Raw genomic sequence first — 16891 nt, forward strand, 5'->3', positions numbered from 1 at the left:
CTTAATAAGTTAATAGTGTAATAGGGGAATGTTCCCTGTTAAAAGGAGGAACACAATGGAATACGTAATTGAAATGAATAATATTACGAAAGTATTCCCAGGCATTGTAGCGAATGATGATATTACGCTGCAAGTAAAGCAGGGTGAGATACATGCTTTACTTGGAGAAAATGGTGCAGGGAAATCCACATTGATGAATGTACTATTTGGTTTGTACCAACCAGAACAAGGTGAAATTAAAATTAAAGGAAAGTCTGTAAACATTACCAATCCGAATGTGGCAAATGACCTTGGTATTGGAATGGTTCATCAGCACTTTATGCTTGTTCATAATTTTACAGTTACAGAGAATATTATTCTCGGAAATGAACCGAAGAAAAAAGGGAAAATTGCTGTTGAGGAAGCTGCTAAAGAAATTCAAAAGCTGTCTGAACAATACGGCTTAGCTGTAGATCCATATGCGAAAATACAGGATATTTCAGTTGGTATGCAACAGCGTGTTGAGATTTTGAAAACTCTTTACCGCGGTGCAGAAATTTTAATATTTGATGAACCGACAGCTGTGTTAACACCACAAGAAATTCATGAGCTAATTCAAATTATGAAAAAGCTTGTGCAAGAAGGAAAATCTATTGTTCTTATTACACATAAGTTGAAAGAAATTATGGAAGTTTGCGATCGTTGTACGATTATTCGTAAAGGAAAAGGGATTGGAACGGTTGACGTTGCAAATACGGATGAAAATAAACTTGCAGAATTAATGGTCGGACGTCAAGTGAATTTTAAAACAGAAAAAATAGACGCGAAGCCAAAAGAAGAGGTACTTTCAATTGCAAACCTTGTTGTTCACGATGCACGTCAACTACCTGCTGTAAAAGGCCTTGACTTAACTGTTCGTGCGGGGGAAATTGTTGGGATTGCAGGAATTGATGGAAACGGACAAAGTGAATTAATAGAAGCAATTACTGGTTTACGAAAAGTTGAGTCAGGTTCTATTGCAATTAGAGGAAAAGAAATAACAAATTGGCCTGTTAGAAGAATAACAGAAGAGGGAATTGGTCATATTCCAGAAGATCGTCATAAACACGGACTCGTTCTTGATTTTTCTGTTAGAGATAATATAGTTCTGCAAACGTACTATAAAAATCCGTTTTCAAAGAAAGGGATTTTAAATTTCAGCAAAATTACAGAAAAAGCAAAGGCTCTTATTGAACAGTTTGATGTACGTACACCTAGTGAGCAAACGTTAGCACGCGCTCTATCTGGGGGGAATCAACAAAAAGCAATTATTGCACGTGAAGTAGACCGTGATCCAGATTTATTAATCGCGGCACAGCCAACACGTGGTTTAGATGTAGGAGCAATTGAATTTATTCATAAGAGATTAATAGAGCAAAGGGATAAAGGAAAAGGTGTACTACTTTTATCACTAGAGTTAGATGAAATCTTAAATGTTAGCGATCGAATTGCTGTTACTTATGAAGGGAAAATTGTAGCAATAGTTGATGCGAAAGAAACGAATGAACAACAGCTTGGATTGTTAATGGCTGGAGGAACAAAGAAGGAGCAGGTGGGTACCAATGGCTAAAAAACTTTTAACAGAGCGAACGATAAATATTTTAGTCCCAGTACTATCCGTTATTTTCGGCTTACTTGTAGGAGCAATTGTAATGCTAGTTAGTGGCTATGACCCAATTGTTGGTTATAGTGCACTTTGGACAGGTATGTTCGGTAGCGCAAGTGCGATTGGTGAAACGCTTCGTACAATGATACCGCTTATTCTTGCTGGTTTATCGGTGGCGTTTGCATTTCGTACAGGTTTATTTAATATCGGGGTAGAGGGTCAATTGTTAGTTGGTTGGCTTGCGGCGGTTTGGTTCGGTTATGCAGTCTCACTACCAGCTTTCCTTCATATTCCATTATCTATTTTATTCGCAGCATTGGTGGGCGGAATTTGGGGCTTCATTCCGGGATATTTAAAAGGAAAGTTTCAAGTGAATGAAGTTATTGTAACCATTATGATGAACTATATCGCGTTGTATGTAACATATGACATTATTAAGCGTTTCTTACATGCGGGTAATGACAAAACGTATGATATTAAAGAGAGTGCGTCACTATCTTCAGACTGGCTTGCTTCTATTACTGATGGTTCACGTCTACACTGGGGAATTATTGTAGCAATTTTAATCGCTATTTTAATGTGGTTCTTATTAGATAGAACAACTTTAGGTTACGAATTAAAGTCGGTAGGATTTAATCAGCATGCTTCTCAATATGCGGGTATGAAAGTTTCTCGTAATGTAGTATTTTCCATGACAATTGCTGGTGCATTTGCGGGGATTGGTGGAGCGATGGAAGGGTTAGGAACATTCCAGAGTATGACAGCGATGTCTTCGTTTACAGGAGTAGGATTTGACGGGATTGCTGTAGCATTACTTGGAGGGAATAATCCGTTTGGTATAATCCTTTCAGCTTTATTATTTGGTGGTTTGAAAAGTGCTTCCCCTCAAATGAACTTTGAGGCAGATGTACCATCAGAGCTTATTAATGTAATTATTGCATGTATCATCTTCTTTGTTGCATGTAGTTATGTGTTAAGATGGGCGCTTACACGCATGAGCAAGGAGGGGAAATAAATGAGCTTTTTAGATATATTAGCCATTCTTGTGACGGGTACGTTATATACATCAGCACCTATAATTTTCACAGCATTAGGTGGTGTATTTAGTGAAAGATCGGGTGTTGTAAATATCGGATTAGAAGGACTAATGCTATTTGGTGCATTTATTGGAGTAGTTACAAACTTATTAATGGGTGATACTTGGGGAACGATGACTCCATGGATTGCGTTATTATTTGCGGCAATTGGTAGTGGATTATTTGCATTACTTCATGCGGTAGCCTCTATTACATTCCGAGCGGATCAAGTTGTAAGTGGTGTAGCAATTAACTTCTTATCTCTTGGTTTAACAGTATTTGCAATTAAGAAGATTTTTGATAAAGGGCAGACTGACTTTATTCAGTATCGTATTGAAAAGATTGATATTCCAGGCCTTTCGGATATTCCGGTTTTAGGGAAAATATTTTTCTCGAACGTACCAATAACTTCGTATATTGCCATTATTTTAGCATTCGTTGTTTGGTATGTTATTTATAAAACACCGTTCGGTCTTCGTCTACGTGCTGTTGGTGAACACCCCATGGCAGCGGATACGATGGGGATTAACGTATATAAAATGCGCTATATTGGAGTCTGTATATCAGGAGTGTTTGCTGGAATTGGTGGAGCGATATTTGCAATGTCAATTTCTAATAACTTCTCAGGGGCAACTATTACAGGACAAGGTTTCTTAGCTTTAGCGGCTATGATTTTTGGGAAATGGAATCCACTAGGCGCACTAGGTGCAGCTCTATTCTTTGGTTTTGCGCAATCTCTTAGTGTAACGGGCGGAACAATTCCTGTATTAGATCAAATTCCAAGTGTTTTATTAACGATATTACCATATGTATTCACAATATTAGCACTTGTCGGTTTTGTAGGCCGTTCTGAAGCTCCGAAAGCATTAGGAACTCCTTATGAAAAAGGAAAACGATAAGTATTTTATAAGTATAAAAAAGCTCGCACATTAGTGTGGGCTTTTTTACATAGAATATATTTAATACGGAATTTTACTATGTTCCTTACATATTAAAGTTTTTAGAAAGATCATATGTAAGCATAATAAGGAAGAAAAGTTGATTTTTCATTTCTAAAAACTGTATATTGAAGAGGAATATTCCTATATACGTAAAGGAGGGCTATAAATGAAACTAATGGAACAACAACTACATGAGTTAGGTGGTTTACGCGTACATATTATTCCGACTGATAAATATAAAACGAATACGTTTGTATTTCGTTTTAAAGCGCCTTTAAATGAAGAGACGGTGACAGAGCGTGCCCTATTGCCATACGTATTGCAAAGTGCGACAGAAAAATTACCTTCTGTAATTCGTCTTCGTCAATATTTAGAAGAATTATACGGGTCTTCTTTAGCGGTAGATGTAAGTAAAAAAGGAGAAGACCATATCATCTCCATTTATGTAGACATTGCAAATGAAGTATATTTACATGATGCACCACCGTTATTTGAAAAAGCGCTTTCTATGTTATCGGATATTGTGTTACATCCAGCAACGGAGGGGAACGGTTTCCTACCTTCTATCGTAGAAAGTGAAAAAAGAGCACTTTTACAGCGCATTGAAGCTACTTATGATGATAAAATGCGTTATGCAAACGAACGTTTAATTGAAGAAATGTGCAAAGTAGAACCGTATCGTTTAAGTGCAAATGGAAAAAAAGAGAGTGTTACTTCTATTACAAATGAAAGTCTGTATCAATATTATCAAAAGGTGTTAGCGGAAGATGAAATGGATCTATATATTATTGGTGATATTTCAGAAAATGCTGTTGATCTTGTAAGTAAGTATTTTTCTATTTCAGCTCGTCCAGTGAGAGAAAGAAATGTACTCCTTCATAGACGAAATAATGAAGAAAAAGAAGTTGTTGAAAAACAAGAATTAAAACAAAGTAAATTACACATCGGTTATCGTACATTTGTCACATATAAAGATGAAGATTATTTTGCATTGCAATTGTTCAATGGATTGTTTGGTGGTTTTTCTCATTCGAAGTTATTCGTAAATGTGCGTGAAAAAAATAGTTTAGCGTACTATGCAGCATCGCGCTTTGAAAGTCATAAAGGTTTATTATTTGTTATGTCAGGAATTGAAGCGAAAAATTATGAAAAAGCAGTTGAAATTATTAAAGAAGAAATGCTTGCGATGCAAAACGGAGAGTTTTCTGAAGAAGAAATACATCAAACAAAAAGTGTCATCCAAAATCAAATATTAGAGGCGATTGATACACCGCGTGGATTTGTAGAAATGCTATATCATGGTATTATTTCAGATCGTACACGTCCAGTTGAAGAATGGCTTACAGGTATAGAAAGTGTGACAAAAGAAGAAATTGTAAAAGTTGCTAAAAATATTGAACTAGATACAATTTACTTTTTACAAGGAACGGAGGGAGAGTAAATGGAGAAAATTATTTATGAGCAATTAAAAGAAACACTCTATTATGAAAAACTTCCTAATGGATTAGATGTATATGTTTTACCGAAACAAGGATTTAATAAAACATTTGCGACGTTTACGACGAAATATGGTTCAGTAGATAATACATTTGTACCATTAGGGAAAGAAGAAATGATTCGTGTACCTGATGGGATTGCACATTTTCTTGAGCATAAATTATTTGAAAAAGAAGATCACGATGCTTTCCAATTGTTTAGTAAACAAGGAGCATCGGCAAATGCTTTTACATCCTTCACACGAACAGCTTACCTTTTTTCATGTACTTCAAACGTAGAACAAAATTTAAATACATTACTAAACTTTGTGCAAGAGCCTTATTTCTCTGAAAAAACAGTTGAAAAAGAGAAGGGGATTATTGGGCAAGAAATTCAAATGTATCAAGATAACCCAGATTGGCGTTTGTACTTTGGGTTAATTGATAGCTTGTTTGTAAAACACCCAATTAAAATTGATATTGCAGGGACAATCGAATCTATTAGTAAAATTACGAAAGATTTATTATATGAATGTTATGAAACATTTTATCATCCGAGCAATATGTTATTATTTGTTGTGGGTGCAATTGATCCAGAGAAAACAATGGATTTAGTACGTGAAAATCAAGCGAAAAAAGATTATAAAAACCAGCCAGAAATTGTGCGTTCATTTGAAGAGGAACCAAATGAGGTAAATGAAAAGAAAAAAATTATATCAATGCCTGTGCAAACACCGAAATGTTTAGTTGGTATTAAAGCGACTAATTTAAAAGAAAAAGGGCAAGCGCTTTTAAAACAAGAAATTGCGCTTACGTTACTTTTAGATTATTTATTTGGAAAAAGTTCTGTTCATTACGAAGCTTTATATAATGAAGGGCTTATTGATGATTCATTCTCGTATGACTATACAGAAGAAAATAACTTCGGTTTTGCAATGGTTGGCGGTGATACGAAACAACCTGATGAATTGGCAGATCGTTTAAAAGATATTTTATTAAAAACAGATTATGATCAATTAGATGCGGCGGCATTAGAACGAGTGAAGAAAAAGAAAATTGGTGGTTTTTTACGCTCGTTGAATTCACCAGAATATATTGCAAATCAATTTACACGATATGCGTTTAATGAATCTAGTCTATTTGATGCATTGACTGTATTAGAAGGGCTAACCGTTCAAGACTTACAAGAAGTAGCAAAATTATTGTTATCAGAAGAAAAAATGAGTGTTTGTCAGGTGTTACCGAAAAAATAACATTTTAAAGATACCCTCATCTTATCATTGAAAAATTGTAAGATGAGGGTATTATTTAGTTGTGTAAAAAGTGAACTTGTAGAGATAAGAGAGGGAATTTATGAAAAAGTATGCGTTAGTAACTGGAGGGAGCGGAGGGATTGGCTCTGCTATTTCGAAACAATTAATTCAAGATGGATATACAGTTTATGTTCATTACAATAACAGTGAAGGAAAGGTATTGGAATTGCAGAAAGCATGGAGGGAAGTTATCCCTGTGCAAGCGAATTTGGCTTCTAGTGATGGAGCTGAGCAATTGTGGAGACAAATTGAACATCCTATTGATGTTATTGTATATGCAGCTGGGAAGAGTATTTTTGGACTAGTAACAGATGTAACAAACGATGAATTGGATTATATGGTAGAACTTCAAGTGAAGAACGTATATAAATTACTTTCAATGGCACTTCCGCCTATGATTGGGAGGAGAAGTGGTAATATTGTAATTGTTTCATCTATATGGGGACAAATAGGGGCTTCTTGTGAAGTGCTTTATTCAATGGTAAAAGGGGCGCAAAATTCATATGTGAAAGCTTTAGCGAAAGAAGTGTCTTTAAGTGGATTACGTGTGAATGCGGTAGCACCAGGAGCAATTGAAACGGAAATGTTAAGTGTTTTTTCTGAAGAAGATAAAATGGGAATTGCTGAAGATATACCATTAGGTAGAATAGGGTTACCAGAAGAAGTAGCAAAAACAGTTGCATTCCTCGTATCACCAGGAGCATCTTACATAACTGGACAAATCATCGGAGTGAATGGCGGTTGGCATTGTTAAAAATTTCTTACATAAAAAATGAATAGTTGCACAAATTAAGCATGATTTTATTACTCAATAGTGAGGTGCTTAATTATGTCAGTATTAGATAATTTTGATCAGTGGAAGAGCTTTTTAGGAGATCGTTTAGAGCAAGCGCAAGGAAAAGGTTTAGACGGCGGTGCGGTATCAGATATGGCATTTCGTGTTGGCGACTACCTTGCTAATGAAGTAGAAGGACGCAATGACCAAGAGAAATTATTAGCTGAGCTTTGGAAAGTTGCTGATGAACAGGAGCAACATACAATCGCAAACTTAATGGTTAAGTTTGTACAACATAAGTAAAAGTAGAGAGGAGATTCTCCTCTCTACTTTTTTGTATAATAATTACACAGGATAGATTATACATTTAGCTTCCCTATTAAGGTGAAATCATATAATATAGTACGTAGGTGTAAAGTAAGCAAGGGGAGTGATCTTGGATGATTGAATGGTATTTTGAATATGAAATACATAAAAACCGACCTGGCTTGCTTGGTGACGTTTCTTCGTTAATCGGTATGCTCGGCATTAATATTGTCACAATTAATGGTGTAGATAATGCACGACGTGGGTTACTTCTTATGTGTGATAATCAAGAGCAAATCTCTAGACTTGAATCAATTTTAAATACGATGGATAACATAACGGTAACGAAATATCGTCCGCCCAAGCTAAGAGATAAGCTAGCAGTTAGGCATGGTAGGTACATACAACGAGATGCAGATGATAAGAAAACATTTCGATTTGTGCGTGATGAATTAGGCTTACTGGTAGACTTTATGGCAGAAATTATGAAAAAAGAAGGCCATAAACTAATTGGGATACGCGGAATGCCTCGTGTCGGAAAAACAGAATCCATTGTTGCTGCAAGTGTTTGTGCAAATAAAAGGTGGTTATTTGTATCATCTACTCTTATTAAGCAAACTGTTCGTAGTCAATTAATTGAAGATGAGTATAGCGATGACAATATTTTCATCCTAGATGGAATTGTGTCAACGAAGCGTGCTAACGAAAGACATTGGCAGCTCGTTCGTGAAATTATGAGATTGCCTGCAACGAAAGTTGTAGAACATCCTGATGTATTTGTGAGTCAGTCAGAATACACATTGGATGATTTTGATTATATTATCGAGTTGCGTAACGATTATGATGAAGAAATTCAATATAATTTAGTAGATGAAATTGAGCAAGGTACGCAAAATAATTTCTCTATGTTTGACTTTTAAAGAAATATTGAGGTGTTAGTAGTGACGGAATTGGGACAAAAGCTGAAAGAAGCAAGAGAAGCAAAAGGCTTGACTATTGATCAGCTGCATGAGATTACAAAAATTCAAAAACGCCATTTAGTGGCAATTGAAGAAGGCAATTATGATGTATTGCCAGGAGCTTTTTATGCGCGTGCATTCATTAAACAATACGCAGATGCGGTTGGATTACATGGAGAGGAACTGCTTGTAGAACATCAGAGTACGATACCACAATCTGAAAAGCGTGAAGTTCCACAAGTATCAACGGGACAAAAAACACAAGAAACAATGCAAAAATCTTCATCATGGCCAGTTGCAGATCACATGCCGAAAATCTTAGTTGCGCTGTTAGTAATCGCAGTTGGAGTCGTAATCTGGTTTGTGTTTCAAGCGTTAACTGGAAAAGATGATGAAAAAGTTCCGAGTGCTCAAAGTGAGAAAATTGAAGTTCAAAAAGCAAAAGATTCTCCGTTAGATACGAAGAAAGATGAAGCGAAAGCGGAAGAGCCGAAAAAAGAGGAACCAAAGAAAGAAGAACCAAAGAAAGAGGAGCAACCAGCACCACCAACTGGACAGCAAGAAGTGAAAGTAGTTGGAACAACTGGTAAGGTATCTACTTTGGAAATTCATAATAATAAAACGTTAGAATTGGAAATTTCAGCGAAGGGTGCAAGTTATGTAGATGTTAAGGATGATGCGGGTAACGAAATTCTAAACACTACAGTACAAAGCGGTCAAACAGAAAAACGCGATGTATCAACATTAAAAGAAGTACGACTTAATATTGGAAGTGCACCGAATGTTGAAATTAAACTGAATGGCCAAGTGCTTGCTTTCCCGTTAGATCCACAAAAAGAATATCACCAAAGATTGGTGATTAAAAACCAAGGGATAGAGCAACCTGCACAATAACAGTCATCGCTTCGATGACTTTTTTTCGATGAACAAATGTTTTTGATATGATGGAGGAATAGCTGTGAATTTACCAAATAAAATTACAATATCTAGAATCTTCTTAATTCCAATTTTTATGGTAATTATGTTAGCGCCCTTTGATTGGGGTTCATACAAAATTGGTGATGTTGATTTGCCAATTCAACATTTAGTAGGGGCACTTATCTTTATCATTGCTTCAGCTACAGATTGGATTGATGGACATTACGCAAGAAAGTATAATCTTGTAACGAATTTAGGGAAGTTTCTTGACCCGTTAGCTGATAAATTACTTGTTTCGGCAGCACTTATTACATTGGTAGAGATGCAATATGTACCGGCTTGGATTGTTATTGTAATTATCAGTCGTGAGTTTGCTGTAACAGGTTTACGTCTTGTACTTGCTGGAACAGGGGAAGTAGTTGCGGCAAATCAGCTAGGGAAAATTAAGACATGGACACAAATTATTGCGATTGCAGCATATTTATTACACGATGTACCTTTAAATTTAATCCATATTCCAGTTGCTGATATCTTCATATGGATTGCATTAATCTTTACTGTTATTTCAGGATGGGATTATTTCTGGAAAAATAGAGCTGCTTTTGTAAACTCAAAATAGAAGTTTATGGGGGAATTGGGATGAATGCTGAGATTATTGCGGTTGGAACTGAATTATTACTTGGACAAATTGCAAATACAAATGCCCAGTTTTTATCTGAAAAGTTAGCTTCAATCGGAATTAACGTGTATTATCATACTGTTGTTGGTGATAATAATAAGCGACTGCAAAAGGCGATTGAAGCTGCGGAAGAACGTGCTGATATACTTATTTTCACAGGTGGATTAGGACCGACAAAAGATGATTTAACGAAAGAAACGATAGCTGCTAGTTTAGATGAAGAGCTTGTGTATGATGAAAAGGCATTAGCCTTAATAAGTAATTACTTTAAGCGTACAGGCCGTGAATTTACGGAGAATAATAAAAAGCAAGCGCTCGTTTTAAATGGAGCAACAGTATTTGCAAATGACCACGGTATGGCGCCGGGTATGGGGGTAAATAAGAACGGAAAAGTTTATATTTTATTACCAGGGCCGCCAAAAGAAATGAAACCAATGTATGTAAGTTACGTAGAGCCTTTTTTACGTAATTTTACAACAGGAGAAAACATTTATTCACGTGTGCTTCGTTTCTTCGGTATTGGGGAGTCCCAATTAGAGGTGAAAGTTCAAGATTTAATTGATGGACAAACAAACCCAACAATTGCCCCGCTAGCAAATGATGGAGAAGTGACATTACGTTTAACCGCTAAGCATCAAAATGTTAGCGAAGCGGAGAAACTAATTCAACATGTGGAAGATTTGATTTTAGAAAGAGTAGGAGAATTTTTCTACGGATATGACCAAGAATTTTTGCATTATAAGGCAATCGAGTTATTGAAGAGAAAAGGGTTAACTTTAGCATGTGCAGAAAGTTTAACAGGTGGTCTTTTTGGAAATCAAGTAACTGAAAATGCTGGTGTTTCTTCTGTATTTAAGGGCGGTGTCATTTGTTATCATAATGATGTGAAGCAACATGTTTTACGTGTGCCTGAAGAAGTATTGCATACTGATGGTGCAGTTAGTAAGGAATGTGCTCGTTATCTTGCTGAAAATGTTAAGGATTTATTAAAAGCGGATATCGGAATTAGTTTCACTGGGGTAGCAGGGCCAGATGCTTCAGAACAGAAAGAGCCAGGAACAGTATTTGTTGGATTAGCGATTAAAGGTGAACAAACTGCAGTCTTTCCTCTTAATTTAAGTGGAAGTCGTCAACAAATTAGAGAACGATCAGCAAAATATGGATTTTATCATTTATATAAAAAGCTAGAAGAGATATAAGTTTCTTCTAGCTTTTTTATAGTTAAATTCCGTATTTGTGTGATGGAAAATAAAAAAATCGAATAAACGTTCGATTTTTGTTGGCAAATTGAATTGAAAATAGGTATAATAAGATTAGCAATTCAGTTAAGGAGGAATTTTGAATGAGTGATCGTCAAGCGGCATTAGATATGGCGTTAAAACAAATAGAGAAGCAATTCGGTAAAGGTTCAATTATGAAATTAGGAGAACAAGCGGAACGTAGAATTTCTACAATTTCAAGTGGTTCTTTAGCACTTGATGTGGCGCTAGGGGTAGGCGGATACCCACGTGGCCGTATTATCGAAATTTACGGACCTGAAAGTTCAGGTAAAACGACAGTTTCATTACATGCAATTGCAGAAGTACAACGTCAAGGTGGACAAGCAGCATTCATCGATGCGGAGCACGCAATGGATCCTGTATATGCACAAAAATTAGGCGTTAACATAGATGAATTACTATTATCACAGCCTGATACAGGGGAGCAAGGATTAGAAATCGCAGAAGCACTTGTACGAAGTGGTGCGGTTGACATTATCGTAATTGACTCTGTAGCAGCTCTTGTACCGAAAGCAGAGATTGAAGGAGACATGGGTGACTCACACGTAGGTTTACAAGCACGTTTAATGTCACAAGCACTTCGTAAGCTTTCAGGAGCAATCAACAAATCAAAAACAATTGCAATCTTTATTAACCAAATTCGTGAAAAAGTTGGGGTTATGTTCGGAAACCCAGAAACAACTCCAGGTGGTCGTGCGTTGAAATTCTATTCAACTGTCCGTCTTGAAGTGCGTCGTGCGGAGCAATTAAAGCAAGGTAACGACATCGTTGGTAATAAAACAAAAGTAAAAGTAGTGAAAAATAAAGTAGCGCCACCATTCCGTGTTGCTGAAGTTGATATTATGTACGGAGAAGGTATTTCAAGAGAAGGTGAAATCTTGGATATGGCTTCTGAGCTTGATATCGTTCAAAAGAGCGGTGCTTGGTATTCTTATAATGAAGAACGTTTAGGACAAGGTCGTGAAAATTCGAAGCAATTCTTAAAAGAGAATACGGACTTAAGAGAGGAAATTGCCTTCTTTGTTCGTGATCATCACGGAATTGGTGAAGATTCTGGTGTGGAAGACACGGAAGATTCAACTCTTCAAGATTAAAAAATAAAAGACACGGGTCCCGTGTCTTTTATTTTTTACCTTCTATTAAAGGGGTATCTATCGTAGTGGTTAAAATATTTTTTTGACTCAAATGGGATGTGTAAAGAGGAATATTCATGCGTTTTAAGGGAATAAAATGGTATTTACTAAGGTTTTCCAGGATAATATGCTATCAATTTTTCAAATTCAGATAACATTCAGGACTGAAGGTAAAGAAAGTAAAAGTAGACAACGCTTGACAATGAAAATTACGATAGATACAATGAGAATGTATATTTTTTCTTATATACGATATACTCTTCTCAAGAAGAGAAGTAATATTCGGAGTAAGGTTTAAAACTTACCGAAATAATAATATGACATTTTAATTGTGAAATGAAGAAAGTCCCTTAAAAAAGCGGGACGACGGTCTTTGCTGTATGTTGTAATTTAATGTACATGCCGACAGTCTTTTTTCATTCATAGCAAGGGGAGGTGAAATCATGAGTAGTACAGTTTGGATACTCATCTCCATTTTGCTTGCAACAACAGTCGGTGCAGTTGTTGGCTTTTTTGTTCGAAAGTCTATTGCTGAAGCGAAGATTAATGGTGCGGCTAATGAAGCGAAACGTATTCTAGACGAAGCGAATCGTGAGGCTGAAGCACTTAAGAAAGAAGCGCTTTTAGAAGCAAAGGATGAAATTCATACACTTCGTACAGAAGCTGAATTAGAAATTCGTGACCGTAGAAGCGAATTACAAAAACAAGAAAATCGTTTAATGCAAAAAGAAGAGAACCTTGATCGTAAAGACGAAACGCTCGATAAACGCGAGCAGCAGTTAGAGAAGAAAGAGGATTCTCTTGTAGCGAGACAACAACAGATTGAAGAGTTGGAAAGCAAAGTGGGAGAGTTAGTTCAAAAGCAACAAACAGAATTAGAGCGCATTTCCAATCTGACACGCGAACAAGCGAAAGCAATTATTCTTGGTAAAGTAGAAAATGAAGTTTCTCATGAAATCGCTGTTATGGTAAAAGAAAGTGAAGTTCGCGCGAAAGAAGAAGCGGATAAGAAAGCAAAAGAGATTTTATCTCTTGCAATGCAAAGATGTGCAGCTGATCATGTTGCTGAAACAACCGTTTCGGTTGTAAATCTTCCAAATGACGAAATGAAGGGACGTATTATCGGGCGTGAAGGTCGTAATATTCGTACGTTAGAAACGTTAACGGGTATTGACTTAATTATCGATGATACACCAGAGGCGGTAATCCTTTCTGGATTCGATCCAATTCGTCGTGAAACAGCTCGTATCGCTCTTGATAAACTAGTACAGGACGGACGTATTCACCCAGCGCGTATTGAAGAGATGGTCGAAAAATCAAGACGTGAAGTGGACGAGTATATTCGTGAAGTCGGAGAGCAAACAACGTTTGAAGTGGGTGTTCATGGATTACACCCAGATTTAATTAAAATTTTAGGTCGTTTAAAATACCGTACAAGTTATGGACAAAACGTCTTAAAACACTCTATGGAAGTTGCATATTTAACTGGACTTATGGCAGCAGAGCTTGGCGAGGATGAAAAACTAGCAAGACGTGCTGGTCTATTACATGATATCGGAAAAGCGATTGACCATGAAGTAGAAGGTAGCCACGTTGAAATTGGTGTTGAACTCGCAACGAAATATAAAGAGCATCCTGTAGTTATAAACAGTATCGCATCTCACCATGGTGACACAGAACCAACTTCTATCATTGCAGTTTTAGTTGCAGCAGCAGATGCTTTATCAGCTGCAAGACCGGGAGCTCGTAGTGAAACGCTTGAAAACTACATTCGTCGTCTTGAAAAGTTAGAAGAGATTTCAGAGTCTTATGAAGGCGTTGAAAAATCATTTGCAATTCAAGCAGGACGTGAAGTTCGTATTTTGGTAAAACCAGATACAATCGATGATTTAGAAGCTCATCGTTTAGCTCGTGATATCCGAAAACGTATTGAAAATGAACTGGATTACCCAGGACATATTAAAGTAACTGTTATTCGTGAAACACGTGCAGTGGAATACGCAAAATAAAGTGGTGAAACACCACTTTATTTTTTTGTGTTGGAATTGGATAAAATAAAGACAGTTAGTTATATAGCGTAAAAGTGAAACAAACTTATAATAAACATATTATAAGGAATTTCCTTAATGCTATAGCAATAAAAAATGCAGTACATAGAAAGGGTAAGACATATGAGAATATTATTTGTTGGGGATGTAGTAGGATCTCCTGGTAGAGGTATGATTCAACAATACGTACCGGCATTAAAGAAAAAATATACACCTACAGTAACAATCATTAATGGAGAAAACGCAGCAGGTGGCCGTGGGATTACAGAAAAAATATATCGAAACTTTTTAGAATGTGGGGCGCAAGCAGTTACACTTGGAAACCACGCTTGGGATAATCGTGAAGTATTTGAATTCATCGATGATGCAAAATATCTTGCAAGACCAGCTAACTTCCCAGAAGGAACTCCAGGAAAAGGACTTATCTTTGTGAACTGTAATGGAACAGAAGTTGCAGTTATTAACTTACAAGGACGTACTTTCCTTCCTCCGATTGAGTGTCCATTCCGTAAAGTGGATGAATTAATTAATATTGCGAAAAAACGTACGAATATTATCTTTGTTGATTTCCATGCGGAGACTACAAGTGAAAAACAAGCGCTAGGTTGGTATGTAGATGGGCGTGCTACAGCAGTAGTAGGTACGCATACGCATGTCCCTACAGCAGATAACCGTATTTTACCAAGCGGAACAGCATACATTACAGATGTTGGGATGACAGGGCCATATGACGGAATATTAGGTATGGACAGAGAAGCAGTATTGAAGAAGTTTTTAACAAACTTACCAGTACGATTTGAAGTAACAAATGGCAGAACGCAATTAAGTGCAGTGTTAATTGATGTGGATCCAAATACAGGAAAAGCAAAGAAAATTGAGCGCATTTTAATTAATGACGATCAACCATTTTTTGAGTAAATTTCCGTTAAATTTTAGATAAGTTATTATATTTTAATTTTTTAGAAAAATTACGAAAATTTAGCAGGAATACGCGCCATTCCTCGTGAATATAAGTTAAAGTGAAATAATTGCTAATACTTTTTAAAGAAACGAGGAGGAAACGCGGAATGGAAATATTAAAAGTTAAAGCAACGTCGGTCCCTAATTCTGTAGCTGGTGCACTTGCAGGTGTTATTCGCGAACGCGGAACAGCAGAAATTCAAGCTATTGGTGCAGGTGCATTGAACCAAGCGGTAAAGGCAGTAGCAATCGCAAGAGGATTTGTAGCGCCTAGTGGTTTGGACCTGATTTGTATCCCAGCGTTTACAGATATTATGATTGATGGCGAAGAGCGTACAGCAATAAAATTAATTGTAGAACCTCGTTAAGTTTTAAACAACCTGTTTGCAGTATGCAAACAGGTTGTTTTTATAATGGAGGAATGAAAATGAAAATTTTTGATGCTCATTGTGACGTGCTTCTTCAGTTATGGAGTGCACAAGGGAAAAGGAATTTTAACGATGATTCACAATTACATATTACATTTGAACAGTTAAAGAGAAGAAAAGGAAGTATACAATGTTTTGCTATATATGTACCAGAAACAGTGGCATATGAAAACCGATTTGAAGCAGCATTACAAATGGTAGATATTTTTTATAATGAAATTTTATCCCTATCGGGTGTAAAGTTTATTCAGACAAAAGAGGATATTAACATGTTAAAACAGGACGAGGTTGGAGCGATATTAACACTAGAAGGATGCGAAGCAATTGGAAAAGAAGCAATGAAATTACGGTTGTTGTATCGCCTAGGAGTACGTTCTTTTGGACTAACATGGAATTATGCCAATCTCTTAGCTGATGGTGCGCTAGAGACACGTCGGGCGGGTTTAACGAATTTTGGTAAACAGGTTGTACAAGAACTGAATGCGCTACATGTATGGACTGATGTGTCTCATCTGAATGAAAGAAGTTTTTGGGATGTTATAGAGATTGCAAAAAATCCTATTGCTTCCCACTCAAATTGTATGAAACTTTGCGAGCACCCACGTAATTTAAACGATGAACAACTTAAAGCTCTTATAAAGAAAAATGGCATGATCGGTGTCACTTTTGTACCGCAGTTTCTAACGAATGAAAATGAAGCAAATATAACAGATATAGTAAGACATATCGAATATATTTGTTCATTAGGTGGAGAGTACAATATAGGATTTGGTTCAGATTTTGATGGGATTTTAGAAACAGTTGTAAATGTATCAGCTTATCGAGATTATGAAAATGTAATGAATGAGCTTTGTAAACACTATTCTGCATCTACTGTAGAGCGATTTTTATATGAAAATTTTGTTGAACATATAAGCTTTTAAGATTTTTGTTTTAAAAATACAGAAAACTCGGAATTAATTCATTTGATTTTATT

At 36.3% G+C, this 16891-nt stretch carries 16 protein-coding genes; all 16 read left to right on the plus strand.

Features of this window, described 5'->3' with window-relative positions; genetic code table 11:
* The first annotated feature begins 55 nt into the window (after positions 1 to 55).
* The 16 genes from ACQRBL_RS18920 (at position 56) to ACQRBL_RS18995 (ending at position 16838) form a co-directional block, all read left to right on the plus strand.
* Entirely contained in the window at positions 56 to 1588 is a 1533-nt protein-coding gene (locus ACQRBL_RS18920; RefSeq protein ID WP_411996008.1) for an ABC transporter ATP-binding protein, read from the plus strand.
* Positions 1581 to 2639 carry an ABC transporter permease gene (locus ACQRBL_RS18925; RefSeq protein WP_001085254.1) on the plus strand — a complete coding sequence of 353 codons (1059 nt, stop codon included), beginning with the start codon at positions 1581 to 1583 and terminating at the stop codon, positions 2637 to 2639. The genes ACQRBL_RS18920 and ACQRBL_RS18925 overlap by 8 nt, the downstream gene beginning before the upstream one ends.
* On the plus strand, positions 2640 to 3599 hold the full coding sequence (locus ACQRBL_RS18930) for an ABC transporter permease (RefSeq protein ID WP_000008857.1): 960 nt from the start codon (positions 2640 to 2642) through the stop codon (positions 3597 to 3599). It begins immediately after the preceding gene.
* 208 nt (positions 3600 to 3807) lie between these two features.
* Positions 3808 to 5082: an EF-P 5-aminopentanol modification-associated protein YfmF gene (gene yfmF / locus ACQRBL_RS18935; RefSeq protein WP_411996009.1), complete on the plus strand. Its 1275-nt coding sequence runs from the start codon at positions 3808 to 3810 to the stop codon at positions 5080 to 5082.
* A complete protein-coding gene (yfmH, locus tag ACQRBL_RS18940) occupies positions 5083 to 6369 on the plus strand; it encodes an EF-P 5-aminopentanol modification-associated protein YfmH (RefSeq protein WP_000411277.1) in 1287 nt (428 codons plus the stop codon).
* Between the two features lie 100 nt (positions 6370 to 6469).
* Positions 6470 to 7183, plus strand: coding sequence for an elongation factor P 5-aminopentanone reductase (gene ymfI, locus ACQRBL_RS18945; protein WP_023522827.1), 714 nt, complete (start codon positions 6470 to 6472; stop codon positions 7181 to 7183).
* A gap of 75 nt (positions 7184 to 7258) precedes the next feature.
* Positions 7259 to 7507, plus strand: a complete 249-nt coding sequence (locus ACQRBL_RS18950) for a DUF3243 domain-containing protein (RefSeq protein WP_000114444.1) — start codon at positions 7259 to 7261, stop codon at positions 7505 to 7507.
* Between the two features lie 137 nt (positions 7508 to 7644).
* Complete coding sequence (locus tag ACQRBL_RS18955) at positions 7645 to 8430, plus strand: DUF3388 domain-containing protein (protein WP_000574107.1); 786 nt, start codon at positions 7645 to 7647, stop codon at positions 8428 to 8430.
* Positions 8431 to 8451: 21 nt separating this feature from the next.
* Positions 8452 to 9363 (plus strand): helix-turn-helix domain-containing protein, encoded by a 912-nt coding sequence (locus ACQRBL_RS18960; protein ID WP_000137473.1) that lies wholly within the window; start codon positions 8452 to 8454, stop codon positions 9361 to 9363.
* 64 nt (positions 9364 to 9427) lie between these two features.
* A complete protein-coding gene (gene pgsA, locus ACQRBL_RS18965; protein WP_001052967.1) occupies positions 9428 to 10006 on the plus strand; it encodes a CDP-diacylglycerol--glycerol-3-phosphate 3-phosphatidyltransferase in 579 nt (192 codons plus the stop codon).
* Positions 10007 to 10026: 20 nt separating this feature from the next.
* On the plus strand, positions 10027 to 11265 hold the full coding sequence (gene cinA, locus ACQRBL_RS18970) for a competence/damage-inducible protein CinA (protein WP_016080551.1): 1239 nt from the start codon (positions 10027 to 10029) through the stop codon (positions 11263 to 11265).
* Positions 11266 to 11408: 143 nt separating this feature from the next.
* Entirely contained in the window at positions 11409 to 12440 is a 1032-nt protein-coding gene (recA, locus tag ACQRBL_RS18975; protein WP_001283854.1) for a recombinase RecA, read from the plus strand.
* Positions 12441 to 12922: 482 nt separating this feature from the next.
* Positions 12923 to 14488, plus strand: coding sequence for a ribonuclease Y (rny, locus tag ACQRBL_RS18980; protein WP_000099769.1), 1566 nt, complete (start codon positions 12923 to 12925; stop codon positions 14486 to 14488).
* Between the two features lie 162 nt (positions 14489 to 14650).
* On the plus strand, positions 14651 to 15445 hold the full coding sequence (locus ACQRBL_RS18985) for a TIGR00282 family metallophosphoesterase (RefSeq protein ID WP_411996010.1): 795 nt from the start codon (positions 14651 to 14653) through the stop codon (positions 15443 to 15445).
* 149 nt (positions 15446 to 15594) lie between these two features.
* Positions 15595 to 15855 carry a stage V sporulation protein SpoVS gene (gene spoVS, locus ACQRBL_RS18990; RefSeq protein ID WP_000404341.1) on the plus strand — a complete coding sequence of 87 codons (261 nt, stop codon included), beginning with the start codon at positions 15595 to 15597 and terminating at the stop codon, positions 15853 to 15855.
* Positions 15856 to 15914: 59 nt separating this feature from the next.
* Positions 15915 to 16838, plus strand: a complete 924-nt coding sequence (locus tag ACQRBL_RS18995) for a dipeptidase (protein ID WP_000688049.1) — start codon at positions 15915 to 15917, stop codon at positions 16836 to 16838.
* Positions 16839 to 16891 lie beyond the last annotated feature (53 nt).

It is taken from the genome of Bacillus sp. AF62 (assembly GCF_050312695.1).
Lineage (GTDB): Bacteria > Bacillota > Bacilli > Bacillales > Bacillaceae_G > Bacillus_A > Bacillus_A cereus.